Origin of the sequence: Pseudocolwellia sp. AS88 (genome assembly GCF_030551755.1) — a bacterium.
In the GTDB taxonomy this organism is placed as follows: Bacteria; Pseudomonadota; Gammaproteobacteria; order Enterobacterales; family Alteromonadaceae; genus Pseudocolwellia.
Genome location: NZ_JAUPEC010000010.1, coordinates 15536 through 38889, shown reverse-complemented (window position 1 = coordinate 38889; position 23354 = coordinate 15536). Strand labels below are relative to the sequence as shown.

The window sequence follows — 23354 nt, the reverse complement described above, 5'->3', positions numbered from 1 at the left end:
GATCTATTTAGCCCTTTTTAAGAGCTACATTTTATGAATTACTTTAATTTATACATCAAAGGCTCTTCTTAATGGACATATCTCAATGGTTTATGGTTGCTATTTTTATAGCAACCTTTGCCGGTCTTGTTAAATTTCAACATGTACCTGAACGGGTTTTTGCAGCAGCGATGCTTGTATGTTTGGGTGTATCCTTTGTTTCTTATGAAGACATTTTAACTAATGCTGTTAATCCAGGATTAGTTACCCTTATTTTACTGGTTTTATGCTCTTTTACGTTTGAGCGTACCAGTGTTTTACGTCGTTTATCTACATCTATGACTAGCGGCTCAGCTTTAACTTCTTCTGCTAAAACATTAATTGGTACGGCGTTATCGTCGGCATTAATGAGTAATACAGCGGTTGTTGCCTCGCTTATTTCTACAATCAAAAACAATAAAGTGATTAATCCCGGTAAGTTATTAATTCCTCTATCTTTTGCTGCTATTTTAGGTGGCACTTTAACTCTGGTGGGAACATCCACTAATTTGATCGTTAACAGTATGTTGATTGATCAAGGACATGCAGGGTTAGGATTTTTTGATTTCACTCTTATTGGTGTGTGTGCTTTATCGGTATGTTTACTTGTTATTTTCTTACGCATTAACACATTACCTGATATGGAGCTTCAAGACCTTTCAACCAATGAATATTTAGTTGAGGCGGCTGTAAGTGCTGACTCAAAGTTGGTGGGTAAAAGTATTGAAGAAAACGGACTAAGAAACTTAGATTCACTATTCTTAGTTGAGTTAGTACGTAACGGTAGATTGCTGTCGCCAGTAAGCCCTGATGAAGTGGTGCAAGCTAAAGATAAACTAATCTTCAGTGGTGATATTTCTAAAGTATTAACCTTACAGCAATTCGATGGTTTAACTTTATTCGCTGAGCAAGATGGCTTATTACGTGAAAATTTAACGGAAGTATTAATAAAGCCTGATTCAGCTGTTGTAGGTAAAACCCTTAAAAGCGCAGGTTTTAGAGCGCGTTTTGATGCTGCTGTTGTCGCGATTCGACGTGAAGGTTCAACTCTCTCAGGTAAGCTAGGCGAAATTAGCTTGCAGTCGGGCGACTTTCTTATTTTAGCCGTAGGTAAAGATTTTAGCTCACGTACCAATTTATCGAAAAACTTTTTTATATTGTCAGGTCATCAACCTGAAAATATGCTGCGTGGCTGGCGTGATTCACTAACCGTTGTCGGATTTTTAGTGACTATTGCTGTATCTGCTTTAACAGCCGCGTCGTTAGTCACTTGTTTAATTTTTTATATTTCATTACTTATTTTCACCGGTTGCCTAACGGTAAATGAAATTAAACGTCGCTTTCCTTTAGAAATATGGATGATCGTCCTTGGTGCTTTAACTCTAGCTAAATCACTTGAAAGTAGTGGTGTGGTTAATTTGTTAGCAAATGGGTTAGAAAGTATTTTACAAGGCCAAAGTCATTACGTAGCACTTATTTTAATATTTATAGTGACTTTGTTGTTAACCGAAATAATCACTAATACCGCTGCAGCGGCTCTGGTTTTTCCTATCGCTTATAGTATGAGTGTAGGATTAGAAGCTAGCCCGTTGCCTTTTGTTATGGCTGTGGCATTTGCTGCAAGTGGTAGCTTTATGAGTCCTTATGGTTATCAAACCAATGTTATGGTGTATAACGCAGGTAATTATAAACTTACCGACTTTGTGAAATTTGGTTTACCTGTATCGGTAACTTATAGTGTAATTGTATTGGCGCTATTACCTTGGGTATTTCCTTTTTAGGAAAGCTAAAAATTATAGATTGACCGTCCGTCTACCGAAATAATAGAGAAAAATGATGAAAACAGAAAATACCGTATGGCATGAACAAAATATTACTAAAGAGCAACGCTCAGCTCAGAAAAACCAAAAACCTTGTTTATTATGGTACACAGGTTTAAGTGGCTCGGGTAAATCAACCGTTGCTAATGCGGTAGATGCTTTGTTATTTGAGCGTGGATGCCATAGTTATTTGCTTGATGGCGACAATGTACGTCATGGCTTAAACGGAGATTTAGGTTTTAGTGATGAAGACAGAATCGAAAATATTCGTCGTATCAGCCAAGTAGCTAAATTATTTGTTGATTCAGGCTTAATTGTTTCTACCGCGTTTATTTCTCCTTTTGCTACGGATAGAGCTATGGCGAGTGAGATGCTTGAACAAGGCGAATTTATGGAAGTATATATTGATACGCCTATCTCTGTTTGTGAGCAACGTGATCCTAAAGGGTTGTACAAAAAAGCACGTGCTGGCGAAATTAAAGATTTTACCGGTATAGATTCAACTTACGATGTTCCAACATCACCAGCCATTCACGTGAAAACTGATGAAAAATCAATTAAAGAGTGTGCCGAGCAAATAGTACAACATTTAATTGATAACCAATTTATTCAGTAGAAACTTATTAATAAAAGGAAGTGAACTTTATGCATTTTGATGTATTTAATGGCGATGCTGATGGCATTATTGCACTGGTTCAATTACGACTTGCAGAGCCTAAAGTATCGACGTTGATAACCGGTGTTAAAAGGGACATTAGCTTACTTAAGCAAGTAGATGTTGAAACTGCAGACACGATCACAGTTCTTGATATCTCCCTTGAGAAAAACATTGATGCGTTAAACCTTCATTTAGAAAATAAGACGGAAGTTTTTTATATTGACCATCATCGTGCTGGCGATATACCGCGTTCTGAACATTTAACGACTTTAATTAATACTGACGCAAATACTTGTACAAGTTTACTCGTAAATGACTATTTAAAAGGTGCATACGCTCATTGGGCTGTTGCTGCAGCTTTTGGTGATAATATGACTCAATCGGCTATTACCTTAGCTGAAAGTGTAGGCTTATCTAAAGCTCACCAAGAGCAACTTAAAGCGTTAGGTATTTATATTAACTACAATGGTTATGGGCGTGATGTTGATGATTTACATTTTCATCCAGCTGAGCTGTATAAAGCTTTATTAGCTTATGCCGATCCCCTCGATTTAATTGTCGAAGAAGGTTCTATCTTTCATCAGTTAGAGAAAGCTTACTTGAGCGATATGGAAAAAGCCTTAACGGCAAAAGTATTAGCTGACACGAGCATTAGTAAAGTGGTTCAGTTAGATGATGCACCTTGGGCAAGAAGAGTTAGTGGAGTATTTGGTAACGATTTGGCCAATCAATCACCTGACAAAGCTCATGCGGTTGTTACTTTAAACGCTGTTAAAGCAGATGAAGAACCCACTTATACAGTGAGTGTTAGAGCTCCTTTAAACAATAAGCAAGGCGCTGATGAAGTGTGCATTCAGTTTCCTACAGGTGGTGGTAGAGCCGGTGCGGCTGGTATTAACTTGTTACCAGAAACCATGTTGCCTACCTTTATTGATACGTTAAATGAATATTATAAAGCTTAAGCTCATCACTTTGGTTTTGTTGTTTTAAGGTAGACTTTCTTTTATCGAAAAATAAAATCACCCAATTTATGGGTGATTTTTTTGTTTATAACATGTACTTTTTTAACTTCTAGTCTCACACTTTTGCATTAGAGTCTTAGCTTTAAGGTTTGAATTTAGTCTTCAGACCTAAATGCTTCTGCTGATAAGTGATGTCGATTAAGTAGTTTGTAAAACTCGGTTCTATTTCTTTGCGCTATTTTAGCGGCCTTAGAAACATTACCTGCGGTGATTTGCAGAAGCTTAGCTAAATAATCTCGTTCAAATTTGTCTTTAGCTTGCTGAAATGAAGGCAGAATAGTGGTTTTATCACGTAATGCATTTTTAACGAGTGTTTCACTAATTAATGGCTCTGTAGATAGGGCGACACTTTGTTCTACAATGTTTTGTAATTGTCTTATATTACCTGGCCAAGGTGCACTAATAAGTAACTCCATGGCTTCTTGTGAAAAACCAATAATGTCGTTATCAATCTTCTCAAGTACGTTATTTAAGAAGTGTTGAATGAGGAGAGGAATATCTTCACGTCTTTCTGATAAAGGTGGTAATTCAAGTTCCACAACATTGAGTCGGTAGTACAAATCTTCTCTAAATGTTTGGTCAATAATCGCTTGCTGTAAGTTTTTATGAGTAGCCGCAATAATACGTACATCAACTTTTATTGATTGGGTACTGCCAACTGGGCGAACTTCTCTTTCTTGCAGAGCACGCAATAGTTTAACTTGGAAGTTCATTGGCATATCGCCAATCTCATCTAGAAACAAAGTCCCACCATTTGTCGCTTCAAACAAACCTACATGATTTCTTTCTGCGCCGGTAAATGCACCTTTTGTATGGCCAAATAGTTCAGATTCTAATAATTGTTCTGGTATCGCTGCACAGTTAATTGCGGTAAATTTTTCAGAGCGTCTATGGCTTGCTTGATGAATCGCATTTGCTAACAACTCTTTACCTGTCCCACTTTGGCTGTGGATCAAAATACTAAAGTCGCTTTTTGCTACTTGTCGTGTTTGATTTAATAAAGAGGTCATTATTGTGCTACGGCTAATAATGTTTTTACGCCATAACTCATCTTGTTCTGGATTATCTATATCGATAGGTTGTAGTCGTATCGCTTGAGAAACAGTATCAAGCAATTCTTTACTTTCAAAGGGTTTAGTTAAAAAGCTAAATACACCTTGTTTAGTTGCGCTTATGGCGTCTGGAATGGTCCCATGTGCCGTTAAAATAATAACAGGCATACTTGGGTGTTGCTGGCGCACTTGTTCAAATAGCGCCATGCCATCCATACCTTCCATACGTAAATCACTGATCACCAAATGAGGGTGAAAGGTTTTTAATTTACCTAAAGCCACTTTTGCGTTTTCTGCCGACTCTACTTTATAGTTAGCTGCTGAAAGGCGAATACCGAGTAAACGCAGTAAATGAGGATCATCATCTACAATCAGTATTTTTCCATTAACAGGCGCAGTTGTGTTTGATTCATTCATAAACTAATTCCCATGCTCGCTAATATTTTTTTCAATACGATGTAGTTGGTTTATTTGCTCTTTGAGAAGATCTACTTGTTGCTCTAATTCTTTAAGTTGTTCATTTTTAAGCTTGAGTTCTTTCTCTTGCTGAGAAGCCGTGCTTTTTTGAGTAGTAAGCGACTTCTTAGCGCTTGTAAGTTCTGCCGTGGTAATATCGTATTTTTGAATAATCAACAGTTGCTCGTTGAGTAAATCTCTTAATAAGGTGATTAACGCTAAATTTGTTGGGTTATAACGTGACTCAACATATTGAAGTTGCAATTCATTTAATAACGATTTTGCCGTGTAAGGGTTATATATTGGTGATTTAGGTAAGGTATGCAATAGCATTAAATAAATGTCTGCATCTGGGCTTTTTGAATGTTGATTTATGTTTTGTTGTTCTATTTCTTGTAATAACTCTTCATTATCTAAGCTTTTGAGCCAAAGATAGTAATCGCCGTAAGTAGGGATGTGAGTGGTTTCTTCGATAGGTGTTATTTCACAAGCACTTAGACTTATCATTAAGCCCACAGCGGCAAGTGTTTTTACAACTGATTTTGTTTTTGAAATGAGATTCATTATGGTGTTCCTACTAAAAATGCTCGAGGTAATATTAAGGTAAATGTAGTACCACTTGGTTCTTGTATTTTACTGGTAACGCTAATGTTTCCATTAATACGCATTAATAATTCTTTAACTATGGTTAAGCCTAAACCGCTACCTTTTATCTCGTTTCCTTGTGGAGCTGGCCCTTGATAAAAAGCATCGAAAACTTTATTAATTACTTCTTCGTTTAGCCCCATACCTTGATCTGTAATGGTTATTTTCAGCTGTTCACCCGAAAGTGAAGTGGATATAGAAATACGACTGTTAAAGGGGGAGTATTTTATCGCATTTGATAATAGATTATCTAAAATTACCGCGAGCTGTTTAGCATTACTGTATATAGCGATATTTTCGAAAGTGGTGTGTAAATCAATATCTTTACGTTTTATATCTAATTTTCTTTCGTTAATTACACTGCCAATTAACTGGGTTACATAGAGTTTTTCAGAATCTTGTAAGCTGGTTGAGTCTAAAACGATATTAAAGTCCAAAAGGTCTTCAATTAAGCGTTGTAAACGTGTAACGCTGGTTCTAATGATATCGCTAATTTCTTGTTGATCTGGATTCAAAGAGCCTACACTGTTGTCATACAAGAGCTCTGTTCCTTCTCTTATCGCGGCAAGAGGTGTTTTTAATTCATGAGATATATGTCTGATAAAACTAGATTTTTGTAATTCTAAAGCATGTAATCTTGTACGCATTACCTCAAGTGCATCTACAATTTCGTTTATTTCAGGTGAACTTTTTAAGGCTATTTGATGTTCAAAATTTCCTTGTTCCAGTTGTTGTATTTCGGCAATCAATTTCTTTAACGGTTTAGTAATGATGATGATAAAGAACACCGCAATTAAAATAGTTATAGGAATAATTAACAAACTATTTAACATGGTTTGTCGTACTAAGCTTGCTGATGTTCTTACTTCTTTTGCTTGGTTGTATATTAATTCGTTGCTACGTTGGTTGATGCGATTATAAGTTTTAGCTAACAACTTAAACTGATCTTGTAACTGAGTTAAATACAGGGTTTGCTCGTTATTAGGTGAGAGTAACTGATTAATAATGCTTATTTCAGTAATAAACTGGTTACTAATTTCTTTTAGTTTTTTATCCGTATGATTAATTAAGTTTTTATTGGTTATGTTAAGAAGTCTTTCTTCTTCAATAAAGTAATTATTCGTTAGCTCTTTATTTTTAAGCACTATTGATTGGCTGGCGTACCTTTCCATCTTTACTAACAATTCACTCAGCTGTTTGGTTGTTTCAGTAAATTCAGCAGCATTAAAAATAGCATCTTCACTTTGATTCGATAATTTATTTATTTGGGCAGCACTGTATAGCAATGCCATAACAAGTGGTAAAGCGACAAGTGAAAAACCTAATAGTGTTAGCTTTTTGATGGAAAGAGTGTCTAAGCCTGTTATTTGATAGATTTTGTAAAGGTTTGATAAAGATGAATTGCTCACCGTATTAACAGCCTGCTTTATAAGTAGAGTAATTCCTCCTTTTTAAGGTAAATACAGGCGAAACGCAATAGTGTCTCCATTTGGATACACCAGGTAGCCTTTCTTTTTTAATTATTAAGCTGTTGTTTTATATTGCTTTAATTGTGTATTGGTTGATGCTTGTACTATTTAAATAATGTTGGATTATTTAAGTGTCTCTTTATGGAGACAGATTGACAGTGCATACAAATTAAAACCCTTTTAAAACAGTTGGTTATGATGTGGCACGTCTTGTGCAAAGTCATGAGCAGTTATAGTGTTATTTGATATGGATGTTAGATTTTATCTTCACAGGTGAAGTAGCTTTATAGATTAAAAAGGATTTATGAGTTTTAAAGATGGATTTTTATTTGGCAATAACACTGTAACCACTTTTAGCTATTTGGATAATTAAGGGCTCATTATGAAAAACGTAAGTTTAACTAAAATGACTTTAGGCACTTTACTCGCTGCAGTAACTAGTTTCGCTGTAAATGCTAATGAAGTTACCCCAACAATAACTGCTGTTGAGGATACTGGTGAAGTAACGAGTTCTTTCTCTTTAAAGCAATTTGATTTTAGCCAACTTTTAACCGTGTTTGATATCGATAGAAATGGCTTTTTAAGTGAGGCAGAGTTATCTACAAGCGATAATATCGCCCTTAAGTCAGCGTTTAAGAGTCTTGATTCAAATAAAGATGCAAGTATTAGTGCTGAAGAATTCAGCGCTTTTGATGCAGCTAAATAGTATTAGAATTCATCATTTTATTTAACTCATTAACAATTAAGGAATTATTATGAATAACTCAAACTTAGTGAAGATGACTCTTGGTGTAGCATTCGCAACTATCGCGACTTTTGTTGTAAATGCGAATGATATTACTCCTAAAGTAAATGAAGCAATAACTACTACTGAAACCCAAATAGATGCAGTAAAAGAATTACCGGTAACTGAACAAGTAGAATCAGCTATCTCATTACAACAGAAAGATTTTTCACAACTTTTATCTGAATTTGATGCAGATCAGAATGGTGCTTTAAGCGAAGCCGAACTCTCTACAAGTGATAACGAAGCTCTAAAAATGGCTTTTAAAAACCTTGATGTGAATGAAGATTCACTGATCAGTGCAAGTGAATTTAGTACTTTTTAAGTAATTAATTTAGTAAAAAATTGCTGAGTGTTATTTATCGTAATCCCTTTGATAATTAACATTTCAGCAAAATCATAATTTAACGGACTAAAAATACGTTTAAATTTCAAAAACAGGAAAGAAAATGAACAACATAAGCTTAGTTAAAATTACATTAGCCGTTGCTCTTGCAACCATCGCCACTTTTATCGTCAATGCTAATGAAATTTATTCTTTTGAAACTGATTTGCAAGAAACAACTGTATTTGCAGATGTTCAGGAGATAGTTGGAGTGGAAGGCTCTACGGTACAGCAAAAGACTTTTGCTAAACTTTTAACTAAGTTTGATATTGATAAAAATGGTGTTTTAAGTGAAGCAGAATTATCGACTAGTGATAATGAAGCTTTGAAAACGGTATTTAAGAATCTAGATTTAAATGAAGATTCGAACCTTAGCTTAGACGAGTTTAATGCTTTTTAGCATTCGGCTGAGTTGATTGTTGATGTTATTCATTCACTAGCGGATGAATAACTTTTGAAAAGTTGACCCTTACTGGATAGATAAAAAGAGTTCTCGTTTTTTATGTTATCTAAGTATTCCTTTGGATTTACTATTAATCCATTTATGCCGGCTATATTGTTATTTTTAGCCGGCTCTTTTTATTCTTATGTTTGGAGTTACTAAGCTTAGTTTTAATAGCAAATTATTCATACGCTTATTAGCTTCAAAGTATACAAAGCACTAACACAAACCATAGAGAACCCTTGAAATGCAACCTGACATTACACGTTATATTGAACTTAATAACTGGATCTTCGAAATAAAAAGTATTCGTGCCATTAGAGTCGATACATACGGAGAACCTTACAGTGCAACAGCTAATTTATGTATTAATAGTGATAGTGCTTATCTTGATGGAGTTATGACTCGAGATCAGAAGGACTTAAAAGAAGAAGATTATTTAACTTTTATGGCGTTGTGTGAAAAGCTTGGAATTACAAAAGTTAAATTTGATAACTTTAGTGACCAACATGTTTTTGAAGAAAAACTTACAGTTGCTCAATAAGCTATACACTCTTCATTTTCCTACAATAGTACATTTTCAAATCTATTTAAAAATACTCGCAAAGGATTTGCGAAAGTATTTATCTCTTTAGCTAACCTATTCACCATTTTTAAATTCTTTATTACATCTATCATCTGATGGCACTTAACGATAAAATAATGATTAATCTAACCTCATTATTAAACGAGCCATGACAACACCATTTTCATATTCCCACACATTTACTTTAGATAAAGATCACTTTAACGAATGTTACAGCCAGTCTGTTGTTAATGATCAATCCATAAAAGCTTATTTTAAAGCTATTGTTTTAAGTTTGTTTGGGATACTCCTCGTGCTATTTAGCGATGTGAACCCTTATGCCGCTTGGTTTGTATTTGCCTTAGGTATATTAGAAGCTGTTAGTATTTATTATCGTCAACCATGGTGGGTTATGCGTCAGCTTTTAGGTAAATCAGCTAAAGGTGATGTTACTCTTATCGTTGATGATAAAGGCATAGCAACTAATTCTTTTTATATAAAAAACATGGTGCTGTGGCAAAATATATCAGCCTTTAAAAAAACTGATTTAGGTTGGGTTATCAGCCACGAGTTTGGTAATAACTATATTTCAGACAGTTGTTTGTCGGATGAGGCTGCTGAGCTTTTTGCCAAATATGCTAAAGAAATTAATTCAAAAAATAACAAAGTTGACTAGGACTTTTAATCTTTCGTGATTGAATTTCATTATATTGGAATGAACCGAAAGGAAGAAGCTGTTTACTGTTTATAACGTGTTTATGTAAGTATGTTAGATTAGCTGTCTACAGCTTACATAATCTACCTTGGTCAAATACTAAACATGTTGTTGTAAAAAACAATTGTAAAAGGTCACAGACCCTCATTTAAGAATTTTATATTGATTAATAATCTCATCTCATCACTTATCCAAGTTAAGTATATTTTTATTAGTTTATGGCTTTTACTTTTAATTATTGTTCCTTTATCTATAAATGAGCTTCTTGATTATTGCTCGTTTTTATTTCTAGGAATGGCTGGTGCCATTTTTGCTAATTCAACTGGAGCAGGTGGTGGTGTTATTTTTATCCCTGCTTTTAATCATCTTGGATTTACTGAAACACAAGCTATTGCGACAAGTTTTGCTATTCAGTGTTTCGGTATGACTGCTGGCGCTATTACTTGGTATAGATACTATAGAATTGAAAAGCTTAGCTCACCGTCTTGGGAAAACTTTAATCTAATTATTTTACTTTGTAGTTTATGCTCAGTTATTGGTCTTTGGTATGTGTATGGTACTGTTTTAGAAGCTCCTGCTAGTTTACATTTCAATTTCAGCTGGTTCTCTTTTATTTTAGGGATTAGCATTTTTGCTTATGTGCTTTTTCTCAAAGAAGGTGAAGTAAATAGCAAACTACTGATTTTTGATTGGCTTGCTTTAGTTTGTATTAGTTTATTTGGCGGTGCTATTACAGCATGGTTATCGGTTGGTGTAGGTGAGCTTGTCGCTATATATTTAATTGTTAGACGTTTTGAAGTTACTCTAGCTGTTTCAGTTGCTGTTGTTGTTTCAGCTATCACTGTTTGGGCTGGTGTATGGCAACATCTAGTGATAGATTTTCAAATATATTGGCAAGTATTATTATTTGCTGGTCCTGGTGCTGTCGTAGGTGGCATTTTAGCGAAAACACTTGTTAATTATTTATCGGTAATGCGATTGAAGCTGTTTTTTGCTTTTTGGTTGGTTTTAATTGGTTTTGTAGGGATAGTATGAGATTGGTTACAATTTACAAATGAGAATTATTCGTAAATTGCAGCTGGTCAGGTATAATCAACCTTAATCTCGATGAGTTTAGTTTAATCACTATTAATAATGTAGGTAATTCATGTTAAAGAAAATAGTAAGTGTCATGGTCTTTATGGCTTGTTTTGCTGCAAATGCAAAGCAAGAAGTTAATGTATATTCATATCGTCAGCCGTTTTTAGTTGAGCCTTTATTTAAAAAGTTTACCGACAAAACAGGCGTGCAAGTGAATGTTGTTTTCGCTAAAAATGGTATGGTTGAACGTTTAAAACGTGAAGGTAAACATAGCCCAGCGGATATTTTACTAACTAATGATATTAGCCGTTTGGTTGATTTACATGATAGTGATTTATTACAAGAAGTTACTTCTGTAGATATTGAACAGGCTATTCCAACACAATATCGAGCAGCTGATAACAAATGGTTTGCTTTAACAACACGTGTAAGAAACATATATTCAGCTAAGCGTTTAGGTGATATTGATTTTAATTATGAAGATTTAGCTAAACCTGAATGGAAAGGCCGTATTTGTACACGTAGCGGTAAGCATATTTATAATGTGGCTTTGATTGCTTCTATGATTGCTGAGCACGGTGAAGCTGACACCTTAACTTGGTTAGAAGGCGTTAAAAATAACTTAGCACGTAAACCTCAAGGTAATGATCGCAGCCAAGTACAAGCGATTAACCAAGAGTTATGTGATGTGTCATTAGGTAATAGCTATTATTTTGGTAATATGTTGCAAGATGAGAAACAAAAAGTTTGGGCCGATAGTGTAAATATTAACTTCCCTAATCAAAATAACCGTGGCGCTCATGTTAACGTTTCAGGAATGGGAATGGCAAAACATGCACCTAATGCTGAAAATGCTAAAGCGTTAATGGAGTTTTTAGTTTCAGTACCTGCGCAAGAGCTTTATGCAGAAACGAATATGGAATATCCGGTTAGAGAAGGTGTGAAAGTGTCTGATATTGTTGCGTCTTGGGGAAAATTCTCAGCCGACAAGCTTCCTCTAGAAGCGTTAGCGCAACATAGAAAAACAGCTTTAATGCTTTTAGATAAAGTGAAGTTTGACTTATAACACTTTGTTATTGAGCGCTTAGTCTTCTTGAAGATATAATGCATACAGATTAATGTTGATGATTTTATTAGGGTCTGTTGAACTTTCGAGATTGTTTTTACAGCAACATGTTTAGTATTTAAACAAGGCAGAGTATGTGATGTGTAGCTAGCTACTCGAACTTACGATAACGCCGTATAAATAGTAAACAAGTGCTGCCCTCTGGGTTCATTTAAAACGAATTTACTCTTTGCTGCCTGCATGGATGTAGGTACTTGGGTTATGTTGGAACGTATAACCCGTGTTCGCTTTTTTAATACGACTGCATGGATGCAGAAGGTAGGGCTACTTAGGAGACAAAGCCGAGAATGACTATTATACAAAGCTCACATCGCGACTACATCCGTTTTAAATTGAATAAAATTTAACCCTGAAAGATCAACAGACCCTAGCATTAATCTGATAAACTTCAAGCTTAGTGCCAGTTCGATTTATGAATTGATCTGTGTAAAATCAACAACTCATAATAAAAATGGCAGCGTAGTATTTTGATATCAGGTAACCGTAGTAAAGCTTGGCGCATTATTAGCTGGGTTATCGCAAGTGTATTAATACTACCTATTTTTATTATGTTAGGAAGTGGCTTAAGTGCTACGACTGAATTGTTCTCCCATTTATGGGATACCGTTTTACCTACCTATGTATTAAATACCTTATCTTTAGCTTTAATTGTTGCCATTTTGTCGAGCCTTTTTGGGGTGACTTGTGCAGCTTTAATCACTCAAACTAATATCAAAGCTAAAAATACTCTTAGATGGTTACTGATGTTGCCGTTGGCTATGCCTGCCTATTTAGTTGCTTATTTGTATACTGACTTGTTTGATTACGCCGGGCCAGTACAGCGTTTTTTAAGAACAACATTTAATTGGAATTCACCTAACGATTATTGGTTTTTCGATATAAGAACCTTATTCGGTGCTGGCGTTGTTATTTCTTTAGTATTGTTTCCTTATATTTATATGCTAACTCGCACAGCTTTTGAACAACAAGATCAAAATCTGCATCGAGCCAGTCGATTATTAGGTTTAACTACCTTTCAAAGTTTTTATAAAGTGGGTTTGCCTTTAGCTCGACCTGCAATTGTCATTGCTATTAGTTTAGTGCTTATGGAAACGTTAGCTGACTTTGCTACAGTTCAATATTTTGCGGTAAATACCTTAACGACTGCGGTTTACGATACTTGGTTAGGTTATGGCGACTTATCAACAGCAAATGCTCTAGCCAGCTTACTGATGTTGATGGTGTTTTTAGTGGTGTTATTTGAACAAAAAGCGCGAATGAACCAAAGGCATCAATCTAATCGCCCGATAACTTCTAGCCATGAAATTATATTAACTCTGCCACAGCAAATACTTGCTAGTGTATTTTGTTGGAGCTTAGTTATATTAGGTTTTTTATTACCTTTAGGTTTGCTGGTATTGATGGCAATAGAATACGCAAGCCTTGAACAAATAGATGAGTTGGTTTCAACAGGCTTTAACAGTATTGAATTAGCTGTTTACACTGCGACTATTGCGACTATTATCGCGCTTGTTTTAGTCCTTTATAAACGTTTACATAAAGATAAGCTAAAAGCTCTTCCTATTAATGTGTCAGGTTTTGGCTATGCTATTCCTGGCACTGTATTAGCTATGGCAATGTTAGCAACATTTGGCCCGTTAGATAATTATATAAATGACTTAGCGGCAAATGTAGGTATTGAAGAACCTGGGCTTATTTTATCTGGGACCATATTTGCCATTGTATTTGCTTTTGTCGTTAGATTTTCAGCTATAGCTAATGGCACTATTTCAGGTGGTGTTGAGCAAATATCTGCGTCTATTGATCTAGCTCCACCGAGTTTAGGGGTAGGGCGATTAAAAGGTATATTAACAGTACATATTCCTTTACTTAAATCATCAATCTTTATTGCTTGGTTGTTAGTTTTTGTAGAAGCCATGAAAGAATTGCCAGCCGTGTTACTATTACGCCCATTTAATTTCGACACCCTAAGCACGCAAATTTATCAGCTCATATCAGACGAACGTCTTGAGCAAGGTGCAATTGGCGCTATTTTGATTGTAGCATTTGGATTAATTCCCATTATTTGGCTAAATAGAAACGAGGATAAGGCGTGACCCACATTATAGAAATTCATCAACTACAGGTGAAACTACAACAAAAAACTATTTTGTCGGATATCAGCTTTGGCCTTGAAGCTGGAGATATTTTAGGTTTAGTAGGGCCAAGCGGTTGTGGTAAAACCACCTTGTTAAATACTTTAGCTGGATTTATTGAGCAAGAAGCTGGCAGTATTTCTATTGGTGATTCAACTCTTATTACAAAAGACAATCTATTACCGCCAGAGCAACGTAACGTTGGAATGATTTTTCAAGACTATGCGTTATTCCCTCATCTCAGCGTAGAGAAAAATATTGGTTTTGGAATTGATAAACTAGACAAAGCCAGTAAAGACGCAAGAATAAGTGAATTATTAGATTTATTAGAACTAAAAGGTTTTGAACAACGTTATCCTCATCAACTGTCAGGTGGTCAACAGCAGCGTGTAGCTATTGCGCGAGCTTTAGCCCCACAACCACAAGTGTTATTACTTGATGAGCCTTTTTCTAATATTGACGCACGCTTACGTAATGAACTGATGATAGAAATACGTCAGTTACTTAAATCGTTAAATATGACGGCAATTTTCGTTACCCACAATAAAGATGAAGTTTTCACCTTTGCTGATAAAGTCGCAGTGATGTATCAAGGTAAATTGCTTCAAATAGGTTCGCCAGTGCATGTGAGCCAACATCCTAATAGCTGGCAGGTGGCAGACTTTCTGCAATTGGGTAGCTGGTTACCATTTAAAAGAAAAGAAAATCAGATTGAAACAGCGTTAGGTTATATTGAATTAGATTCACTCAGCCAACTAACTAGTCATGAGCAAGATCCTAATGTTAAAACTTGTGAAAACAACGATTTTAATAACAATAAGCAGGTTATGTTAATAAAACCTAAAGATGTTAAAGTCGATGTTGACGCTAAGGCAAATGTTGTTGTAAATCACATTGGCATCACTGAGCAAGGTTATCACTATCTTGTTAGTAGCATTGAGAATTCAGAAGAGTTACATGTTAAACGTTTAAGTTTTTACCATGAACAGGTATTTGAACTGGGTCAAGAGTTGTCAATTTGTATAAAACCTCATCAATATTTAGCTTTTTAAGCTGATACAATTTTGTCGATAAAAAAAGTGTAAATTGCATAAAATATATCAAAGCTAAAAATGGGAAATTTTCCCTCATTTCTAATTCGGCCTCTCAGAAATTGTATAAAATAGTAACAAAAAATTTAATATCCAGTAAAAATAAGGGCTGTAGATCCACAAAAGCCCACATTTTCATAAACTTCCCTTAAAGCCTTTATTTTATTGAGATCTAGCGGGATCAATTTCATGATTCTTTGCTTGACAGAACCTTGCTTTCCTATCTAAACTGTCCAATGTGGATAAAAGTGGGAAAAAGTGGATCAAATTTGATTCACCCAACAAAAAGACAGGGTTATGTTTAGAGGCACCAGCTCAATCACATTAGATAGCAAGAACAGAATCACGATACCTACGAAGTATCGCGAGGAGCTATTTGCTGATTGCCAAGGAAAAATGGTGTGTACAGTTGATATTCAACATCCTTGTTTGTTGCTTTACCCAATCCACGAGTGGGAAGAAATAGAATTAAAGTTGTGTGAATTGTCGAGCATGAATCCTCAAGAACGTCTTGCTCAACAAAAACTATTAGGTAACGCATCTGATTGTGAAATTGATAAAAGCGGAAGATTACTTATCAATGGCCCATTAAGACAACACGCAAGTTTAGAAAAAAATATTATTTTAGTTGGCCAGTTGAAAAAATTTGAAATTTGGAGCGAACAAGCTTGGCAAGCACAAATGCAACAAGATATTAGTGAAATGCAAGCCAGCGATATCCAGCTTACAGAAAGATTACTCGATTTGTCTTTATAGTATCAATCGAGTTACTCGGTAGATATAACAATTAACGATACGGTTATTTAATAAAAAAATGCAAATAGATAATTCACACATTTCAGTATTGCTCAACGAAGCAGTAGACGGACTAGCTATCAACCCAGACGGTGTTTATATCGACTGTACTTTTGGTCGTGGCGGACATTCTAGCCTTATCCTTTCACAACTTTCAGAATCTGGGCGATTAATTGCTATTGATCGTGACCTAACGGCTATTGCCGCAGCTGAGAAGTTTGCTGATGATCCACGTTTTGTTATTGAACACAGTGGTTTTGCAGAATTAGAAGCTATTGCCAACAAACACAATTTATTAGAAAAAGTTGATGGGATTTTATTAGATCTCGGTGTTTCATCACCTCAACTTGATGACGCAGACCGTGGTTTTAGTTTTATGAAAGATGGTCCATTAGATATGAGAATGGACACTAGCAAAGGCCAAACAGCAGCAGAATGGATTGCTGTAGCTGATGTTGAAGATATTACTTGGGTGTTAAGAACTTTTGGTGAAGAAAAGCACGCATGGAAAATTGCTAACGCGATTGTTGATGCTCGAGAAGAAACACCTTTTACCCGTACCTCTGAGCTTGCCAAGTTAATAAAAACAGTGGCGCCGCAAAGAGAAATTAAAAAACATCCGGCAACACGTAGTTTTCAAGCTATTCGTATTTATATTAATAGCGAACTTGAACAGATTGAAAAAGTATTAGCGTCTTCATTATCTGTATTGGCAGAAGAAGGGCGTTTAGTGGTTATTAGTTTTCATTCTTTAGAAGACAGATTAGTGAAACAGTTTATGAAGAAACACTCTCAAGGTATGCAAGTACCACGAGGAATGCCTATTAGTGAAGCTGAATTACAAAAAGGTAAAAAATTATCGTTAGTTGGTAGAAGGTTAAAGCCAAGTAAAGACGAATTAGAAGTGAATAACAGAGCAAGAAGCTCTGTGTTGCGTATCGCCCAGAGACTTCCACGATAAACGAGATGCAATAGATTATGGCATCTAAAAAGATCGTTCTGGCATTTGAAATATGGAAAGACCTAAAGCGTAATATTTTGGTACTTGTTTTACTTATGTCAGTACTGGTTTCAGCATTTTACGTGATTTATTTCACTCATATGCACCGCCAAACAACCAGTGCTTTTGAGAACTTATTAGTAGAACGAGACGAGCTAGATATTGAATACCGTAACTTGTTATTAGAACAAAATAGCTTAGCTGAGCACAGTGCTATTGAGAGTAAAGCAGCTAAACAATTAAACATGAAGCGTCCAGACGCTAAATCAGAAGTGATTATAACTTTGCCATGAGCAAAAAAATGACTAAACGAAATGAAAAATACAAGCCTACCACCGTAGCATGGCGTTTTTACGTTGTGCTAGGTGTGATCTTGTTCGTTTATTCAGGTTTAGTGGCTCGTAGTGCTTACATTCAAATTATCGAACCAGATATGTTGAAACAGCAAGGCGATATGCGTTCACTTCGCACCGCAGCTAAAACCGTACAGCGTGGCTCTATCGTTGATCGCAATGGTGACGAGTTAGCGGTAAGTGTTCCAGTAGAAACTATTTGGGCAGATCCTAAAATAGTTATGCAGAATAAAGCATTAGACATGAAAGAACATTGGCAAGCCTTAGCTGATGTTTTAGATCAAGATGTGAATACATTAACCAGCCGTGTATTACGCCACCCTACAAAACGTTTTGTTTATATTGAGCGTCAAGTATCTCCTGCTATGGCGAATTATGTTCGTCAGTTAAAAATCCCTGGTATTCATTTAAGAAAAGAATCAAAACGTTTCTATCCTGCAGGTGAAATCAGTGCTCATCTAGTTGGTTTTACCAATGTTGATGATAAAGGTATTGAAGGTGTTGAACGAGTTTACGACCAGTTACTTACCGGTACTGATGGAACACGCCAATACAGAAAAGATGCAAAAGGTCGTAAAATTGAAATTTTAAAAGTGGAAGATGCAACGCCACCTAAAAATGTTCAGTTAAGTATTGATCAACGTATTCAGGCACTTGCTTATAAAGAACTTAAGGGCGCAGTAAAAGCCTTTAAGGCAACATCTGGTTCTGTAGTGGTAACTAACGTTCACACCGGTGAAATTTTGGCTATGGTCAATAGCCCATCTTACAATCCAAATAATCGAAGAAATACAGCAATTCATCGTTTTCGCAATAGAGCCATTACTGATTTCTACGAGCCAGGTTCGACCATGAAACCACTGACTGTTATCAGTGCTTTAGAATTTGGTTCTGTTGACAAAGATACCATTATCAATACATCGCCAGGTTACATGAGATTAGGTGGGCGCCGAGTAAGTGACCCTCGTAACTATGGTGAGCAAAGCCTTACCGATATTTTGGTTAACTCATCAAATATGGGGACAACTAAATTAGCCTTGTCGTTACCAAAAGAATACTTTTTAGATAAGTACTTTGAAGCTGGTTTTGGTGAAGATACTGGAACCGGCTTAATGGGCGAGAGCTCAGGTATTATGCACGATCGTCAACGCTGGTCTCAAATTGAATTAGCAACCTTATCTTACGGTATGGGCGTAGCTGCTACTCCACTTCAAATGGCGCGTTTTTACTCTACGATAGCCAATGGTGGCATTAAACGTACTTTAACTATTTTAAAAGCAACACCAGAAAACGAACAATTTAATAAGTCAGAGCGTATTTTTTCTGAAGAAAATACACAAGAAGTGGTAAACATGCTTGAGCAAGTTGTTAACCAGCATGTAGAAGCCGCTATTGTTGATGGTTATCGTGTTGGTGGTAAAACAGGTACCGCATTTAAAGCTATGGCGGGGAGTTACGGAAATGATTATGTTGGTTTATTTGCAGGTATTGCTCCAATAACAAAACCTGAATTGTCTGTTGTTGTAGTGATTAATGAGCCAAGTGGTGATATGTACCATGGTGGTGAAGTTGCAGCTCCAGTATTCTCGCGTGTAATGAAAGGCGCATTGCATTTATTAAACATAGCGCCTGACAAATTAGACGGTGCTAACGCTGTAAAAGTTAGCCATGTTAAGACTAAATTGGTTAAAAAAGTAGAGGATAAAGACAATGTCTAATACCTCTCGTTTTTCAATACATTTAGCATTAAACGCTTTCAATATTCCGTTGACTATCGAGTTATCAGAACAAGAAAATCGTGACCTTGTAAATGATAGCAGACAAGTCAAAGCCGGTGATGTTTTTGCTGCAACTCTAGGTCATCTAACTGACGGTCGAGACTATATTGAGCAGGCGATAAAAGCAGGCGCTGAGCTTATTTTGGTTCAATGTGATGAAGTCAATCTTCATGGAAAAATCGAATTAAGAAAAGTTGAAACTACTGATTCAAATAATCATAAATCTAAAAGAACCGTCACGCTGGTTCAATTTTTTGAATTACATAAAAATTTATCAAGACTAGCAAGTTTATACTACTTACAAGCACACAATAAGTTAACAACTGTCGGTATTACCGGAACAAACGGTAAAACCACAACGAGCCAAATTATAGCTCAGTTGTTTGAAAGCTGTGGTAAGTCGTGTGCTGTTATTGGAACCGTTGGTGCAGGTAAATTAGATGCCTTAACGCCGATTGTAAATACAACGCCAGGTCCTACAGAGCTTAATAAATTATTAAATGATTTTGTTAATGACGACATTAGTCATGTAGCGATGGAAATATCGTCACACGCTTTAGATCAACATCGTGTTTCACCATCAATTCTTGATATTGCTGTGTTTACAAATTTGAGCAGAGATCATCTTGATTACCATGAAACTATGGAAAAGTATGCGTCAGCTAAAGAACAAATATTCACGAAAGATACAGCGCAAATTGCGGTGTTAAATGGTGATGATATTTGTGCTCAAAGTTGGTTGAAGAGTTGGACAACAGATTCAAATGTTTTTGTTTATGGTTTAACAGAAGCAGTAAAAGAACATAAATGTTTTGTATATGCGAATAACATTAAGCATACATCGCAAGGTGTCGAATTTAGCTTAGAAACCTTTGCAGGTCATATAGATATTAGCTGCGTATTAATGGGTGACTTCAATGTTAGTAACCTTTTAGCATCAATTGCTGTGTTATTAAGTCAAGGTTACAGCTTAGAAAAAATATCAAAAGCTATTAGCGAATTAAAACCTATTATTGGTCGAATGGAAGTGATTTCAGCAGCCAATGTGCCAACCTCTGTTATCGATTATGCTCACACTCCTGATGCACTAGAAAGTGCACTTAAAGCCTGCCAATTACATTGTGAAGGCGAATTGTATGTTGTGTTTGGTTGTGGTGGAGATAGAGATAATGGTAAACGCTCATTAATGGGAGCGGTTGCTGAGCAATATGCAGATCATGTGGTTATTACTAACGATAACCCTCGAAATGAATCTCCAACAGATATTGCTAATGAAATATTACAAGGCTGTAAGTTTCCTGAAAAAGCTAAGGTTATTTTGACGCGCAGTGAAGCCGTAGAAAATACAATAGAAATGGCGACAGCAAAAGATATGATTCTGTTTGCTGGAAAAGGACACGAAGATTACATCGTGGTAGGTAATGAAAAACTTGCCTACAACGAGCGTGAATTTGTTCAATCAATTTATGCTAAGAAGGCAATGCTATGATTTCATTAACTCTTTCAAGTATTGCTAACGCAGTGGACGGACAATTAGTCGGTAATGATTTATCTATAGATAATATGACTACCGATACTCGTGCAATTAATAATGGTGATTTATTTTTAGCCCTTAAGGGACCTAATTTTGATGGTCATAAATTTATAGAGCAGGCTGAAAAATCAGGTTGTTCAGCGCTTATTGTTAATCATCAAGTTGATTCAAGCTTAGCGCAAATTATTGTTAAAGATACTCATAAAGCTTTAGGACAAGTAGCTGCTTTTGTTAAGCAAACTGTAGCTCCTAAAACTGTTGCTATAACTGGAAGTAGTGGTAAGACAACCGTAAAAGAAATGACCTCAGCAATTTTATCTCGTGTAGGTAAAGTTTTAGCAACAAAAGGTAATTTTAATAACGATATTGGCGTGCCATTAACTTTATTAAGGCTAGATCATAGCCATGATTTTGCAGTAGTTGAGCTAGGTGCAAATCATATTGGTGAAATTGCTTATACAACAAACTTAACAAAACCTGATGTGGCTTTGATTAATAATATCGCGGCTGCGCATTTAGAAGGTTTTGGTAGTTTATGTGGTGTTGCCCGCGCCAAAGGTGAGATTTATGAAGGTTTATCTGAAAACGGTGTGGCTTTATATAATAAAGATTGTAAGTTTGCAGATAAATGGCAATGGCGTTTAGAAAATAAAACAGTGCGTCGTTTTTCTTGCTTGAGTGATTCTGACTGTTATAGCGCTAACGTTGTGTTAGACGACAGAGGTTGTGCAAGTTTTACCTTAAATACTCATATTGGCAATACTTTTATCGAATTAACGGTACCCGGTAAACATAACGTATGTAACGCTGTAGCCGCGGCACTAATTGCTATTGAATTTGGTGTTAGTTTAGATGATATACGTTTAGGTTTAGCAGAAATGCAGCCAGTAAATGGTCGTTCTAATATCCATCAATTAACTGAAAATATCAGATTGATTGATGATACTTATAACGCCAATGTGGAATCCATTAAAGCAGCAACTGATCTACTTGCAAGTTACCCAGGAAAACGTATTTTAATTTTGGGCGACATGGGGGAGTTAGGTGCACAAGCGAGAAGTTATCACCAAGAAGTGGGTGAATATGCTCGTGATTGTAAAATAGAACATTTACTAACTGTTGGTGTTTTAAGTCAGGTAACTGCTGATGCTTTTAATCAATCAAAAGAAACAAGCTGTCATTTTAGTTCTAAAGAAGCGCTTATCGAAGCGCTTCATCCATTATTAAAAAATGAAGAGCAGCAAATATCAATATTAATCAAAGGTTCAAGAAGCGCGCATATGGAACACGTTGTAAAAGAAATTATTACCCAATATCAAAAATCTAATGAGGTAATAGCATAATGTTACTTTGGTTAGCCGAATACTTAACTCAATATTTTAGTGCATTTAACGTTTTTTCATACTTAACGTTTAGAGCCATCGTAAGTACATTAACCGCACTGATTGTGTCTTTATATTTTGGTCCTAAATTGATCAAATATTTACAAGATATGCAAATAGGACAAACAGTACGTGACGATGGCCCAGAAAGTCATTTATCTAAGTCAGGTACACCAACAATGGGTGGCATATTAATTTTAGCCTCTATTGTTTTTAGTGTGCTGCTATGGGGCGACTTATCAAATACCTACGTACAAGTTGTGTTATTTGTTGTAGTGAGCTTTGGCATTATTGGTTTTGTAGATGATTACCGTAAGGTGATTAGAAAAGATTCAAACGGCTTAATCGCTCGTTGGAAGTATTTCTGGCAAACCGTTGTTGGTTTAGCTACTGCGATTTTCTTGTATCAGTTTGCACAAACTCCAGAAGAAACATCATTGGTGATCCCGTTTATTAAAGATGTATTACCGCAATTAGGCCTGTTTTACATTGTAATGACTTACTTTGTGATTGTAGGAACCAGTAATGCAGTGAACTTAACTGATGGTTTAGATGGTTTAGCTATTGTTCCTACAATAATGGTAGCTGGCGCTTTGGGGTTATTTGCTTATGTTACAGGTAATGCAAACTTTTCTGAATATTTAAATATTTCTCATATTCCATTAACCAGTGAACTCGCTGTGGTATGTACTGCGATTGTTGGCGCAGGTTTAGGGTTTTTATGGTTTAACACTTATCCTGCTCAAGTATTTATGGGTGATGTTGGTTCTTTAGCTTTAGGTGCTGCCTTAGGCGTTATTGCCGTATTGGTTAGACAAGAGCTTGTATTATTTATTATGGGCGGTGTTTTTGTAGTAGAAACTGTGTCGGTTATCTTACAGGTTGGCTCTTATAAATTACGTGGACAACGAATTTTCAGAATGGCGCCAATTCACCATCATTACGAATTAAAAGGTTGGCCAGAGCCAAGAGTTATTGTGAGGTTTTGGATCATATCAGTAGTTTTAGTATTAATTGGATTAGCGACATTAAAACTACGATAGAAATAT

22 protein-coding genes are annotated in these 23354 nt (G+C 35.8%); 19 read left to right on the top strand and 3 right to left on the bottom strand.

Annotated features, from left to right (window positions below):
* The first annotated feature begins 71 nt into the window (after nucleotides 1-71).
* Genes Q5N69_RS08985 through Q5N69_RS08975 form a run of 3 tightly spaced genes read left to right on the top strand, consistent with a single transcriptional unit; the run spans nucleotide 72 to nucleotide 3458 of the window.
* The gene (locus tag Q5N69_RS08985; RefSeq protein ID WP_304368550.1) at nucleotides 72-1799 is read left to right on the top strand and encodes an SLC13 family permease; all 1728 of its coding nucleotides are present in this window, start codon (nucleotides 72-74) and stop codon (nucleotides 1797-1799) included.
* 52 nt (nucleotides 1800-1851) lie between these two features.
* Nucleotides 1852-2454 carry an adenylyl-sulfate kinase gene (gene cysC / locus Q5N69_RS08980; RefSeq protein WP_304368549.1) on the top strand — a complete coding sequence of 201 codons (603 nt, stop codon included), beginning with the start codon at nucleotides 1852-1854 and terminating at the stop codon, nucleotides 2452-2454.
* A gap of 29 nt (nucleotides 2455-2483) precedes the next feature.
* Entirely contained in the window at nucleotides 2484-3458 is a 975-nt protein-coding gene (locus Q5N69_RS08975; RefSeq protein ID WP_304368548.1) for a DHH family phosphoesterase, read from the top strand.
* A gap of 155 nt (nucleotides 3459-3613) precedes the next feature.
* Here the strand turns inward: Q5N69_RS08975 and Q5N69_RS08970 are convergent, their stop codons facing one another.
* Genes Q5N69_RS08970 through Q5N69_RS08960 form a run of 3 tightly spaced genes read right to left on the bottom strand, consistent with a single transcriptional unit; the run spans nucleotide 3614 to nucleotide 7080 of the window.
* Nucleotides 3614-4987, bottom strand: coding sequence for a sigma 54-interacting transcriptional regulator (locus Q5N69_RS08970; RefSeq protein WP_304368546.1), 1374 nt, complete (start codon nucleotides 4985-4987; stop codon nucleotides 3614-3616).
* 3 nt (nucleotides 4988-4990) lie between these two features.
* Complete coding sequence (locus tag Q5N69_RS08965; RefSeq protein ID WP_304368545.1) at nucleotides 4991-5590, bottom strand: hypothetical protein; 600 nt, start codon at nucleotides 5588-5590, stop codon at nucleotides 4991-4993.
* Complete coding sequence (locus tag Q5N69_RS08960) at nucleotides 5590-7080, bottom strand: HAMP domain-containing sensor histidine kinase (protein WP_304368544.1); 1491 nt, start codon at nucleotides 7078-7080, stop codon at nucleotides 5590-5592. The genes Q5N69_RS08965 and Q5N69_RS08960 overlap by 1 nt, the downstream gene beginning before the upstream one ends.
* A 442-nt stretch (nucleotides 7081-7522) precedes the next feature.
* Here Q5N69_RS08960 and Q5N69_RS08955 point away from each other — a divergent pair, with 442 nt between their 5' ends.
* The 16 genes from Q5N69_RS08955 to mraY all read left to right on the top strand — a co-directional run bounded on the left by Q5N69_RS08955 (nucleotide 7523) and on the right by mraY (nucleotide 23348).
* Nucleotides 7523-7846 carry a hypothetical protein gene (locus Q5N69_RS08955; protein WP_304368543.1) on the top strand — a complete coding sequence of 108 codons (324 nt, stop codon included), beginning with the start codon at nucleotides 7523-7525 and terminating at the stop codon, nucleotides 7844-7846.
* A gap of 49 nt (nucleotides 7847-7895) precedes the next feature.
* Complete coding sequence (locus Q5N69_RS08950) at nucleotides 7896-8249, top strand: EF-hand domain-containing protein (RefSeq protein WP_304368542.1); 354 nt, start codon at nucleotides 7896-7898, stop codon at nucleotides 8247-8249.
* A gap of 124 nt (nucleotides 8250-8373) precedes the next feature.
* Nucleotides 8374-8709, top strand: a complete 336-nt coding sequence (locus Q5N69_RS08945) for a hypothetical protein (protein ID WP_304368541.1) — start codon at nucleotides 8374-8376, stop codon at nucleotides 8707-8709.
* A 289-nt stretch (nucleotides 8710-8998) separates the two neighbouring features.
* Nucleotides 8999-9295, top strand: a complete 297-nt coding sequence (locus Q5N69_RS08940; protein WP_304368540.1) for a hypothetical protein — start codon at nucleotides 8999-9001, stop codon at nucleotides 9293-9295.
* A 190-nt stretch (nucleotides 9296-9485) separates the two neighbouring features.
* Nucleotides 9486-9992, top strand: a complete 507-nt coding sequence (locus Q5N69_RS08935) for a YcxB family protein (protein WP_304368539.1) — start codon at nucleotides 9486-9488, stop codon at nucleotides 9990-9992.
* Nucleotides 9993-10193: 201 nt separating this feature from the next.
* A complete protein-coding gene (locus Q5N69_RS08930) occupies nucleotides 10194-11066 on the top strand; it encodes a sulfite exporter TauE/SafE family protein (RefSeq protein ID WP_304368538.1) in 873 nt (290 codons plus the stop codon).
* A gap of 112 nt (nucleotides 11067-11178) precedes the next feature.
* Complete coding sequence (locus Q5N69_RS08925; RefSeq protein WP_304368537.1) at nucleotides 11179-12177, top strand: extracellular solute-binding protein; 999 nt, start codon at nucleotides 11179-11181, stop codon at nucleotides 12175-12177.
* Nucleotides 12178-12704: 527 nt separating this feature from the next.
* Entirely contained in the window at nucleotides 12705-14333 is a 1629-nt protein-coding gene (locus tag Q5N69_RS08920; RefSeq protein ID WP_304368536.1) for an iron ABC transporter permease, read from the top strand.
* On the top strand, nucleotides 14330-15424 hold the full coding sequence (locus Q5N69_RS08915) for an ABC transporter ATP-binding protein (RefSeq protein WP_304368535.1): 1095 nt from the start codon (nucleotides 14330-14332) through the stop codon (nucleotides 15422-15424). Before Q5N69_RS08920 ends, Q5N69_RS08915 begins: the two co-directional genes overlap by 4 nt.
* 336 nt (nucleotides 15425-15760) lie before the next feature.
* On the top strand, nucleotides 15761-16219 hold the full coding sequence (gene mraZ, locus Q5N69_RS08910; RefSeq protein ID WP_304368534.1) for a division/cell wall cluster transcriptional repressor MraZ: 459 nt from the start codon (nucleotides 15761-15763) through the stop codon (nucleotides 16217-16219).
* Between the two features lie 58 nt (nucleotides 16220-16277).
* Entirely contained in the window at nucleotides 16278-17219 is a 942-nt protein-coding gene (rsmH, locus tag Q5N69_RS08905) for a 16S rRNA (cytosine(1402)-N(4))-methyltransferase RsmH (protein WP_304368532.1), read from the top strand.
* A 17-nt stretch (nucleotides 17220-17236) separates the two neighbouring features.
* Nucleotides 17237-17551, top strand: coding sequence for a cell division protein FtsL (ftsL, locus tag Q5N69_RS08900; RefSeq protein ID WP_304368531.1), 315 nt, complete (start codon nucleotides 17237-17239; stop codon nucleotides 17549-17551).
* Nucleotides 17548-19329 (top strand): penicillin-binding protein 2, encoded by a 1782-nt coding sequence (locus Q5N69_RS08895; RefSeq protein ID WP_304368530.1) that lies wholly within the window; start codon nucleotides 17548-17550, stop codon nucleotides 19327-19329. Before ftsL ends, Q5N69_RS08895 begins: the two co-directional genes overlap by 4 nt.
* The gene (locus Q5N69_RS08890) at nucleotides 19322-20878 is read left to right on the top strand and encodes a UDP-N-acetylmuramoyl-L-alanyl-D-glutamate--2,6-diaminopimelate ligase (RefSeq protein WP_304368529.1); all 1557 of its coding nucleotides are present in this window, start codon (nucleotides 19322-19324) and stop codon (nucleotides 20876-20878) included. Before Q5N69_RS08895 ends, Q5N69_RS08890 begins: the two co-directional genes overlap by 8 nt.
* A complete protein-coding gene (gene murF / locus Q5N69_RS08885) occupies nucleotides 20875-22266 on the top strand; it encodes a UDP-N-acetylmuramoyl-tripeptide--D-alanyl-D-alanine ligase (RefSeq protein ID WP_304368528.1) in 1392 nt (463 codons plus the stop codon). The genes Q5N69_RS08890 and murF overlap by 4 nt, the downstream gene beginning before the upstream one ends.
* On the top strand, nucleotides 22266-23348 hold the full coding sequence (mraY, locus tag Q5N69_RS08880) for a phospho-N-acetylmuramoyl-pentapeptide-transferase (protein WP_304368527.1): 1083 nt from the start codon (nucleotides 22266-22268) through the stop codon (nucleotides 23346-23348). The genes murF and mraY overlap by 1 nt, the downstream gene beginning before the upstream one ends.
* Nucleotides 23349-23354 lie beyond the last annotated feature (6 nt).